9 protein-coding genes and 1 pseudogene are annotated in these 11,327 nt (G+C 34.9%); all 10 read right to left on the bottom strand.

Annotation, left to right across the window (positions count from 1 at the left end; translation table 11 throughout):
- On the bottom strand, positions 1–555 hold a 555-nt coding region (minD, locus tag Q5O73_RS08300), incomplete at its 3' end, for a septum site-determining protein MinD (protein WP_302669453.1).
- A 67-nt stretch (positions 556–622) separates the two neighbouring features.
- Complete coding sequence (locus tag Q5O73_RS08295; protein ID WP_302669452.1) at positions 623–3,460, bottom strand: penicillin-binding transpeptidase domain-containing protein; 2,838 nt, start codon at positions 3,458–3,460, stop codon at positions 623–625.
- On the bottom strand, positions 3,450–3,983 hold the full coding sequence (mreD, locus tag Q5O73_RS08290) for a rod shape-determining protein MreD (RefSeq protein WP_021953065.1): 534 nt from the start codon (positions 3,981–3,983) through the stop codon (positions 3,450–3,452). Before mreD ends, Q5O73_RS08295 begins: the two co-directional genes overlap by 11 nt.
- A 24-nt stretch (positions 3,984–4,007) precedes the next feature.
- Positions 4,008–4,859 (bottom strand): rod shape-determining protein MreC, encoded by an 852-nt coding sequence (gene mreC / locus Q5O73_RS08285; RefSeq protein ID WP_021953066.1) that lies wholly within the window; start codon positions 4,857–4,859, stop codon positions 4,008–4,010.
- A gap of 43 nt (positions 4,860–4,902) precedes the next feature.
- Positions 4,903–5,937, bottom strand: coding sequence for a rod shape-determining protein (locus Q5O73_RS08280; RefSeq protein ID WP_021953067.1), 1,035 nt, complete (start codon positions 5,935–5,937; stop codon positions 4,903–4,905).
- 24 nt (positions 5,938–5,961) lie between these two features.
- A complete protein-coding gene (gene radC, locus Q5O73_RS08275) occupies positions 5,962–6,648 on the bottom strand; it encodes a DNA repair protein RadC (RefSeq protein WP_302628861.1) in 687 nt (228 codons plus the stop codon).
- 132 nt (positions 6,649–6,780) lie between these two features.
- A complete protein-coding gene (locus Q5O73_RS08270) occupies positions 6,781–8,073 on the bottom strand; it encodes an aminotransferase class I/II-fold pyridoxal phosphate-dependent enzyme (RefSeq protein WP_368075817.1) in 1,293 nt (430 codons plus the stop codon).
- The gene (gene miaA / locus Q5O73_RS08265; RefSeq protein ID WP_302628859.1) at positions 8,069–9,025 is read right to left on the bottom strand and encodes a tRNA (adenosine(37)-N6)-dimethylallyltransferase MiaA; all 957 of its coding nucleotides are present in this window, start codon (positions 9,023–9,025) and stop codon (positions 8,069–8,071) included. The genes Q5O73_RS08270 and miaA overlap by 5 nt, the downstream gene beginning before the upstream one ends.
- A 12-nt stretch (positions 9,026–9,037) precedes the next feature.
- Positions 9,038–10,918 (bottom strand): DNA mismatch repair endonuclease MutL, encoded by a 1,881-nt coding sequence (gene mutL / locus Q5O73_RS08260; RefSeq protein ID WP_186840397.1) that lies wholly within the window; start codon positions 10,916–10,918, stop codon positions 9,038–9,040.
- 18 nt (positions 10,919–10,936) lie between these two features.
- A pseudogene (locus Q5O73_RS08255) lies at positions 10,937–11,327 on the bottom strand (DNA mismatch repair protein MutS); the annotation flags it as partial.

Here is an 11,327-nt window from a genome sequence, read left to right as displayed (position 1 = left end):
CATCATATCTCCACGTCTGATAAGCTCCGGACGTAATTTATTTACCAAAAGATATATAGGCTCAATTCCATCTTTTTCCAAAAGTCCGATAATACGGTCTGCATCCCTTATGGATGAAACCTCCGGGGTAGTAACTACAATAGCCTTTGTAGCGCCTGCTATGGCATTCTTAAAGCCCTGTTCAATTCCTGCGGGGCAGTCGATAATAACATAGTCAAACTCTTCCTTTAAACAGGCTGTAAGCTCTATCATCTGCTCCCTTGTAACTGCATCCTTGTCCCTTGACTGGGCACTGGGCAGCAGATAAAGATTACTATGTTTTCTGTCCTTTATTATTGCCTGTTTCAGCCTGCAATTGCCTTCAATAACGTCTACGAGATTGTATACAATGTAATTTTCAAGTCCCATAACAACATCTAGATTTCTAAGTCCAATGTCTGTATCAATGGCTAAAACACTGTTTCCCATTTTTGCCAGGGCAATACTTAAATTTGCGGTAATTGTTGTTTTTCCAACACCGCCTTTACCTGATGTAACAACTATTACTTCTCCCATTTCTTCCTCCTAAAATAAAATAATATACTATCTTTTGTATTTTATTCAGGAGTCATAACCTAGGCTTTTAATCCTGGGTTACATTATTAGAATCATCCTTTTTAACATTCTTCTTAACATCCTTATCAGTAATTTCACCATAATAATACTGAATAACGTTCTTTGCAAGCTCTGCAGAGTCATGGGATGAGTTACCAAAAGGAATAACAACAGATGTTGCTATTTTCGGATTATCATATGGAGCATATGCAACAAACAAAGCATGGGAATTACGCTTCTTGTTTTCCTGCGCCGTACCTGACTTACCTGCAATATTAATTTTTGTATCTTTAAAATATTTATAAACAGTACCTTCAGTAATAACTTCACGCATTCCTGTATGAATTGCGTCCCATGTACTACCAGAAGCATCTACTGTATTTGTAAGCTTTGACTTCTTTTTAAGGACGGTTTTACCTTTAGATGAAACCACCTTGTCTAACAATGTAAGAGAGTAATTCTTTCCACCATTAGCAATTGTTGAAACATATCTTGCCAGCTGCACCGGTGTATAAGCATTACTACCCTGTCCGATAGCTGAATGGACAGCACTTTCCGTTGAAAAATGCGGATCTCTTTCAGTAATTTCCACACCTGACTTCATATCAAGTCCTAAAACCTTGGCATATTTTTCTATTTTACTAAGACCTAAGGCACTATCATAGTTACCCTTACTGTTAGTTCCCAATCTGTATCCCATTTCATAGAAGAAATAGTTACATGACTGCGCCAGTGCCTGCATAACATTTATACTACCGTGAGTTGCACCGCCACCTGAGGTAAATATCCAACATTTAGGTGATGGAGTGATTTTCTTAAACTCACCTTCATCCACAACAGTATCGCCCTGAGAAATAATCCCTTCTTCCATGGCTGTCATTGTTGTACACATTTTAAATGTTGAACCCGGTGCGGAGGCTCCCTGGGTTGCACGGTTATAAAGAGGTTCTGACTGATCATCTACTAACTTAGCCCAATAATCAGAATCCACTGAACCAGAAAGCATATTGTTATCATAACTTGGATAAGTAACCAATGCCCTAACCTTTCCTGTTGACGGGTCAGTTATTACTACTGAACCGGAACACGGATCTAATGCCAGCTGTGCCGGTGTAATATTTAACTTCTGAATCTGATTTATAATAAATGTATAAGTATAATATGTGTCATATGTTGAAAGTCTGCTGTATGTTGCTTCATCCTTCTTTAAAACTCCCTGATCATATAAAAGCATACATACTTCGCTGCCGGAAATAGTTCCGTCAAATATGCGATAATATACAACTTCCTTACCAAAGGACGTATTTTTCCTTAAATCAGAAATAATATACTTTGTAATTAAATCATAAGTCTCCTCTGTTGATAAATAAGAATCCTTTACATCTAAATTATCAAGACTAATCCAGTTTTGTTTAATTGCATATCTTATAAACTCATTCATGCTGATTTTTCCGTCAACATATTTATTGTAGGTTTCGTCTTTTGTGTCAATAACAGATGTGAGAAGTATTCCGTCATTCTTTAATAAATCATATATATAATCGTAATACTTCTGATATTCCTTACTTAAATCATTATAAACCTTGCCATTTTTTGAGCTTAACTGCTGTTTTAATTCTGCAACAGCCACTTTAACACTGTCCTTATATTTACTGTAAACCCTGTTCTCATTAGGTGTACTTTTCTTTGCTAAATGCTTAATACTTACAACATTATTAGTCATTAACTGGGCATAAACCTTCTTAACTGAAATGTTGTGTATTTTTTCGTCAGTTTCCTGATCTTCATCTATGTCATAATTTTGAATTTCTGATATAAGGATAGATGCTATCCTTTTTTCAAGCATAGTATAAACAGCTTTCTGAAGTTTAGAATCAATGGTAAGATATACATCTTTTCCTGCTTTTGAATCTTTCTTAGAAATAGTGCTAAGTTTCTTACCTGTATTATCTACAAATATTTTTTCTTCGCCATGTTTTCCCTGAAGATACTTTTCAAAAGAAGATTCGATTCCTGCCTTTCCCACAATATCACTGGAAGTATATGTTTTACCTTTTTTATCATATTCTTCAATCTGTGTATCGGAAATAGTTCCTGTGTATCCTAAAATTGGTGCAAAATATTCACTGTCATTGTATTTTCTTACAGTTTTTTCTTCTACCATAACACCTGTTAAATCTGCCTCATTTTCATAAATGGCAGCAACAGTTTTTTCATTAATGTCCTTTGCAATGGTTACACCAACATACTTCTGATAAGAATTGGCAAAAACATTGTATCTGATGGACAAAATCTTAAGAAGCATTTCGTCATCAACATCTAACTTAACCTCAAAGAATACATTTTTAAGGTGAGAAATAAGTTCCCCTGCAGATGCATTGGAAAAATCCCTATCCTTATATTTCATCTTTTCTCCGAATATATTTTTAAGAAAAAGCTTCTTTGCAGCATCTGAAGAGAAATTCTCTTTCCACTTTCCATCCTGATCTAAGATTATAGGGAAATCCACAATAACCTTATCGCCATACTTTTCTATAACATTAATTGCCTTGTAAACAATGTCATTCATAAGCTGGTTCTTTTCATTAGAACTGTCAAGCTTATCTTCCATTCTTACCGTATATGCTAATTCATCATAAGCTAAAACTTTTCCGTTAACATCATATATCTTTCCACGGGTTCCCTGAGTGTAAACAGTTCTCTCCGCCTGCTGGATATATGTACTCATATAGTAATTTTCATTTACAATCTGTAAATCAAATACTCTGTACAGCAAAGTTGAAAACAAAGCGATAATGATTAAACTTACAATGAATATTCTTGATTTAATTATTTTAGATACCGTATATAAAAAATCACCTATCAAAACTTAATTTATTCTCCTGTTTTTGTGTTAATACTTTTTCGTTTAATAAATAAAATAGCTTGTAAACTATAAGGGTTACAAATGTGGTAATAATCATTTCCGGAAAGAAAATGTTCCAGAAATAATATGAGAAATCCAACTTGTTTCTCAACAGCAGTCTAAATGTATAACAGCCCATATTGTATGCAAAATCACCGGAAAACACCAGCAATAAAGGCATAAATACGTGGTCACTGTAAAACATTTTCTTAAACAAACCACCGAAAAATCCCACATACATGTATATAAGGGCATATAAACCTATTACATCTCCAAAAAATATGTCTACTAACAGTCCGCAAAACAATCCTGTTACACTTCCGTAATTACAGCCCCTCATAAATCCAAATATGCATGTCGTAATTAAAAGCAGATTTGGAGTTGCCACGCTTCTGTAATTTAACAGTGAAAAAGAACTTTGCAGGGCAAATGACAATGTAATAATTCCACCTGTTATTAATATTTTAATTATTCTATATTTCATAATTATTTCCTACAATACCATTAATTAATCTTTCAATTCCTCTTTAAGTTGCTTAATTACCAAAACTTCACTTATATGTTCAAAATCCACAACAGGTTTCATCTGACCTGACTGGGTAAGCCCACTGGCATCCTTGGATATTTTTGTAAGATACCCTACTAAGATGTTTGGAAGAAACTTATCACTAATTTGTGATGTGACAACCATATCTCCCTCAGCTATTTTTGCATCCTTAGATACCTCTGTGATATTCATAACGTTATCTTCCATAAGTTTTAAATCACCACTGGCAATTCCTGTATCTGAAGTATTGGCAAAGGAAACGCTTACACTACTTTCATCATTAATTATGGACCGTACCTTTGCATAGTTTTTTCCAACATCATAAACAATACCTACAAGACCGCCTCCACTTATAACATTCATATCCACCTGAATACCGTCATCTGAACCTCTGTTAATAATAAAGATGTCAAAAAGATTTCCCGTATCCTTTCCAATGACATTAGCAGCCACTTTTTCATATTGTGAATAATCCTCATCTAGTTTTAAAAGCTCCCTAAGTCTTGTAAGTTCATATTTGTTCTGGGCTAAAAGGCTGTTTTCCTGAGTAAGCTCATCCACCTGTTTTTTTAGCTTGGAATTACTGCTTTTTAACTCTTTTACTGTTTTTAAAAGCTCTTCCTTGTCAGTAATCCATCCGCCAATGTTATTAATTCCTGTTTGAAGAGGAACTACAGCCACACCGGCTACAGCTTTAAAAGGTTTTGAAAAACCTGAAAAAGCAAATGACAAAATAAGGGACGCAATACATACTAACGTCAGAACAAATATTAAAATCTTTGGTTTTACACTAAATTTTGATTGTCTTTTCATTGTTTCATCCTATATATAATAATAAAAATTGTAACTGTAACTGTTAAAATGAGCTTTCTCTTGGCTCATACATAAGTTTCCTGTATCTTGAATCAGACATAATAATTGATATGCCTCTTATAACTGAATCCTCTGCATTTTCAACTGTATTAACCTTAAGATCTGTCTCCTTTGCAATGAGTTTATCTAAATTTTTAATTGAAGAAGATCCTCCTGTAAGGAAAATACCTGTATCTATAATATCTGCTGACAATTCAGGCGGTGTTCTCTCTAAAAGATTCTTAATGGAATCTGTAATATCATCAAAGAACTGCTTAATTGCCTCATATATGGTGTCCTTAGAAACTCCACGTTCAGAAGGAAGACCAGTAATAACATTTCTTCCATAAACATATAAAATGTCATCACCCTCCTCTTCATTATCTTCATCATACATGGCATCTGATAATGTTTTCTTAATCTGTTCGGCAGTTTTTAAACCAATTAAAATATTGTATTTACGCTTTACCACATCACAAATCATCTGATCAAGTCTGTTGCCACCTAATTTTATAATTCGGCTTACAACAATTCCACCTAATGAAATAACTGATATTTCCGTAGTGTCAGCTCCAATATTAATAATCATGTTACCTCTGGAACTGGTCATGTCAATACCAAGACCTACGGCATCTGCTATAGGCTTCTCCACTATTTTGATTTCTCTTGCCTTTATGTCTGATTTGGCAACAACATCATAGAAAGCTCTTTTTTCAACTTCCGTAATATCTGCCGGAACAGCTATACAGAATCTTCCCATTTTGCTGCCTCTAGGTCCTGTCATTTTCTTATAAAACTGTTCAAAAAGCATTTTCATGCTTTTCAAATCGGCTATAACCCCGTATTTAATAGGGAAAATAACCTGAATATTTTCAGGTGCCTTCTCATACATTTTATAGGCTTCATCGCCAATTTCAAATAAAATGTCCTTATTCTTAATGGCAATAATATTTTTTTCATTTAAAGTGGTTCTAGTAATTCCATTATATATTTTTATATTACTTGTACCAAAATCAATACCAAAAACACTACGACTCATAGTATATCCCTTCAAGTTGAATTTCTATATAACTTTCAATTCCCTTAAACTTGAGAATTTATTATCTCCAATAATGATATGGTCTAAAAGCCTTATTCCTACCATATCGCCTGCTTCTTTTATCTTTTTTGTACTTCTAATATCATCCCTGCTGGGTGTAGGTTCACCGCTGGGATGATTATGCACCAGCACAATATTTACTGCATTACATTTTAGTGCTTCCACAAAAATTTCCCGCTGGGAAATCATGGACCTGTCAATGGTTCCCTTTGTAATCTCCTTACTTTTAATCAGCTTACATTTAGTATCAAGAAACATAACATGTAAAGTTTCCTGTTCTAAATGTCTTAGCCTTTCCATGTAATATCCGGCGATTTTCTTCGGTGAATCATACTTCACATTATCCACAAAAGGCATTGACGCAATTCTCTTTGCCAGTTCACCAATACATAAAATCTGAACTGCCTTTACCATTCCCACACCTTTAATGTGTAAAAGCTCTTCCTTTGTAGTATGCATTATTTTCAGGAGATTAGTACCATCTCCCTGCTGCGTAATAATTTCTTTTGCCAAATCATATGCACTGCTTCCCTTAACTCCCGTCCTTAAAACAACAGACAAAAGTTCACAGTCTGACAATGTTTCAGGGCCATTTTCAAAACACTTCTCATATGGTCGCTCACTTCTTGGCATATCTTTAATTTTATTCATATCTTCCTTTCTTCATCTCCAGGTACAAAGTAAAATATAAATAAATTTAGAACTCAAAGCATATGATATTGTAACACAATAAAAATTATGTGTATACGTTTTTTACAATAAAAGGCAAATAATAACAAAAACTTATACTAAATGAATTAATTCGTCATCTACCATATTCTGGAATGCCTTAAGTATGCCAAGCTTTGCATGCTGCCATGTAAGGCCACCCTGAAAATACACTGCGTAAGGCGGTTTTATAGGTCCGTCTGCACTAAGTTCAATAGATGATCCGGAAACAAATGCTCCGGCGGCCATTATAACCGGTGCATCATATCCTGGCATATCCCAAGGTTCCGGTGTAAGATAGCTATCCACAGGTGCAGCAGCCTGTATTCCTTTGCAAAAGGCAATTACTGCCTCAGGCTTACCAAATTCTATAGCCTGAATAATGTCATGTCTGCTTTCTTTTCCGTCAGGTATTACCTTAAATCCGAATTTTTCAAATAAATTTGCCGCAAAAATGGCTCCTTTTAAAGCTGATGCCACAACTGTAGGTGCTAAAAACAAGCCCTGATAAAATGAAGTCATAACTCCAAGATTAGCTCCAACTTCCTTTCCCAGTCCCGGTGTTGTAAGTCTGTAGGCACAATTTTCCACGCAGTTCTTTGTTCCGCATATATATCCACCTATTGGAGCAAGTCCTCCTCCGGGATTTTTTATTAATGAGCCAACCACCATATCTGCCCCTACATCAGAAGGCTCTATGGTTTCCACAAACTCACCGTAACAATTATCAACCATTACAATTATATCCGGGTTAATGCTTTTTACAAAAGAAACTGCTTCACCTATTTTTTTCACTGACAGTGTAGGTCGTGTGGCATATCCCTTTGACCGTTGTATTCCAACTAATTTAACATCAGAGGTAAGCTTATTTTTTATTCCGTCAAAATCAAAATCTCCGTTATCAAGTAAATCCACCTGATCGTATGTAACTCCATACTCCCTTAAGCTTCCCTTTGATTCCCTTATTCCAATTACCTCTTCTAAAGTATCATAAGGCTTACCTGAAATATAAACCATTTTATCTCCGGGTCTTAAGTTAGCGGAAAGTGCCAGACCTAATGCATGAGTTCCACAGGTTATCTGTGGTCTTACCAAAGCATCTTCCGTATGAAAAATATCTGCATATACCTTTTCTAAAGTATCCCTTCCTAAATCATTATATCCATATCCGGTAGTCTGGGCAAAATGCGCCTCTGATACCTGATTTTTCTGCATAGCATTAACCACCTTCAACTGATTGTACTCTGCAATTATGTCTATTTCTTGAAATCTTTGTTTCAAAGCATCTGTAATTTTAACTGAATAATCATACACATCCTCTGAAATGCCGAAGTTTTTATACATTTCCTTAATGTCTGCCATTTTAATCCTCTTTTCTTATTATGTTTCTTTTTTCCAAAATCATAAGCATTTCATCTAAAACTTTCTGTCTGTTATATGCAAACTCATTAATATTTATCATGGTAACATCTCTTTCCCTTCTAAACCATGTCAATTGCCTTTTAGCGAAATGCCTTGTATTTAATTTTATCTGATAAATGGCATCTTCAAGGCTTATGTTCCCATTTACACATTGTGCCATTTCCCTGTATCCGATTCCCTGCATGGAGGTTAAATCTTCACTATATCCTAAATCAAGAATACCCTTTACTTCATCGTAAAGACCTTCTTTAATCATATTGTCTACTCTGTTATTTATTCTGAAATAAAGGGCATCCCTGTCATCATTTAAAACAAAATAAACAAAATCGTATGGTGATTTATTTTCATGCTGCTGTTCATTATGCTCTGACATACGTTTTCCTGTTTCATAAAAATACTCTAATGCTCTTATTACACGTTTTAAATTGTTATAATGAATATTGTCAGCAGAAACCGGGTCAATGCTTCTTAGCATGTTATGAATATACTGATTTCCTTTTTGTGCTGCAAGTTCCTCAAATTCTTTTCTGTATTCATGTTCATTTCCTGTTTCATCAAATTTTATATCATACAGAACAGATTGAATATAAAATCCCGTTCCTCCCACAATAATGGGAATCTTTCCCCGCTTATATATGTCCTCCATACACTCCTTTGCCATTTGCTGGAATGTATGAACGTTAAACTCCTCATCGGGATTTAATACATCAATAAGATGGTGCTTTATTCCCTTAGTTTCCGACGGTAAAACCTTCGCAGAGCCTATATCCATATATCTGTATACCTGTATTGAGTCAGCACTTATAATTTCACCATTAACCTTATTAGCTAAGTCAATGGCTAATTCTGTCTTCCCTACAGCTGTGGGACCTGTAACAATAATAAGTTTCTTCTTCATTGCTATTTTTCCTTAAATTATTCGTTTAAATTTCTTTTCAAGCTCGTATTTGCTCATGGAAATAATTGTTGGTCTTCCATGAGGACAGTTATACGGATTTTCAAGGGCAAGTAGCTGGGTAATTAATGCATCTGCCTCGTTAAATGACATATTGCTGTTTCCCTTTACCGCAGCCTTACAGGACATGGATGCAATTTTGTCTGTAATGCTGTCTGCCACAAGCTTTGTATTTTCATTAGAAAGATTATCAATTATTTCCATTAATACCTCTTCACTATCTAATGAATACAAATCTGAAGGCACACCCCTTACTGCGTAATCCTGCCCGCCAAAATGCTCAATTTCAAATCCTATTTCCTTAAAATGCCCCATATATTTTTCTAACAATGCAGCCTCGTTCATGGAAAGAGAAAGAATTATTGGTGGATTAATAAACTGAGTGCTTATGTTTTTTTCATGAAATTTCTTCATAAGAGACTCAAACATTACTTTTTCGTGGGCAGCATGCTGGTCTATAATATACATTTTATCCTCATATTCAATAATCCAGTATGTTTTAAACACCTGCCCTATAATTCTATGCTTAGGCTTAGCCACCTCACTTAGGAAATCATCATAAACCTCCGTGATTTGCTGCTGAACCATATTATTTTTAGGTGTAACAGCCACCCTGTCTGTATTTGCCTTGTAATTATTATCTTCCCCTACATCTAAATGCTCAGGTAAATCACCTAAAACGTGATCCGGTGTCTGATAATTAGTACTGCCTATATTGCTTTGACTATTTACACTTAAAGCCTTTGCTTCTTCAATATGCTGTCTGTTTATCTCAAAGGGCTCAGGAACATATTTAATTTCATCCTGTATTTCCTTGATTTTTTCTAATTCAACATCAATAATATTTGGTTTTTCAATTAAGGCATTGTTAATACATTCCTCCACCCAGGGATATATACTTTCACCTTTTCTAAATCTAAGTTCCATCTTTGACGGATGAACATTTACATCCAGATATTCCGGATTAATTTCAAAATTTAATACAGTGAAAGGGTACTTATGCTGCATTAATATAAATTTATAACCTGCCTCAATGGCTTTAGAAAGAATGTTACTTTTTATATATCTGCCATTTATAAAATAATTTTCAAAGGTTCTGTTTCCCTTTGATATTATTGCCTTTCCAATGTATCCTGTCATTTTCATAAAATCATTTTCCTGATTTATTTCAATTACATTACCGGTAATTTCACGACCATAAACATTATATATGACATCCTTCAAATTGCCATTTCCTGCAGTATGGATTTTTAACTGTCTGTTACTTTTAAAACTAATGGATATTTCCGGATGTGAAAGGGCAATTTTTTCCACAATGTCTGAAACATATCCTGCCTCTGTCTGGGCTGTTTTTAAAAATTTTCTTCTAGCAGGAGTGTTAAAGAATATATTTTTTACAATAAAAGTTGTACCTTCCGGCGCACCAATTTCCTCAAACAGTGTTTCTTTTCCACCTTCAATTTTGTACCTGTATCCTGTAAGGTTTTCAGCAGTTTTTGTAATAAGCTCTACCTGACATACAGCAGCTATACTTGACAAAGCTTCACCTCTAAATCCCAGGGATGATACACTTAATAAATCCACGGCAGTTCTAATCTTACTGGTAGTATGCCTTTTAAATGCAATTCTTATATCTCCCGGGTCAATACCCATGCCATTATCCGTTATTCGGATAAGAGACAGTCCGCCGTCTTCTATTTCAACGGAAATCATTGTAGAGCCTGCATCAATGGCATTTTCCAACAATTCCTTTACTACCGATGCAGGTCTTTCAACCACTTCTCCTGCCGCAATCTGATTAATTGTACTTTGGTCAAGTTCCTGAATTTTCTTCATGTAACACTCCTAAAATAACTACCATCTGTTTTTCAACTGATTTTGTAGCTTAAATAAATAATTAAGTCCCTCTATAGGTGTCATTTCACCTAAATTTAGTTCCTCAATTTCTTTTATAATTTCATCACCGTTAATAGTATCAAATAAAGTCATCTGATGTGCTTCCGCATCATCATTTATTCCCGGTAAAACATTACTTCCCGGCTGAAGTCCCGCAGCAATATCCTTTGCCTTTGCGGAAATATCCGCATTGCTTAATTCCACCACCAGCTGTTTTGCACGGTTTAATACACTGTCAGGAACTCCCGCTAATTTTGCCACCTGAATACCATAACTTTTATCTGCTCCACCTTTTACGATTTTTCTAAGGAATACAATATCATCTCCCTGCTCCTTAACGCTTATACAG

The sequence above is a fragment of the Eubacterium sp. AF15-50 genome (assembly GCF_934835595.1).
In the GTDB taxonomy this organism is placed as follows: Bacteria; Bacillota; Clostridia; order Lachnospirales; family Lachnospiraceae; genus Eubacterium_G; species Eubacterium_G segne.
The sequence above is the reverse complement of the archived record's forward strand: the minus strand, read 5'-3'. Positions and strand labels throughout refer to the sequence as shown.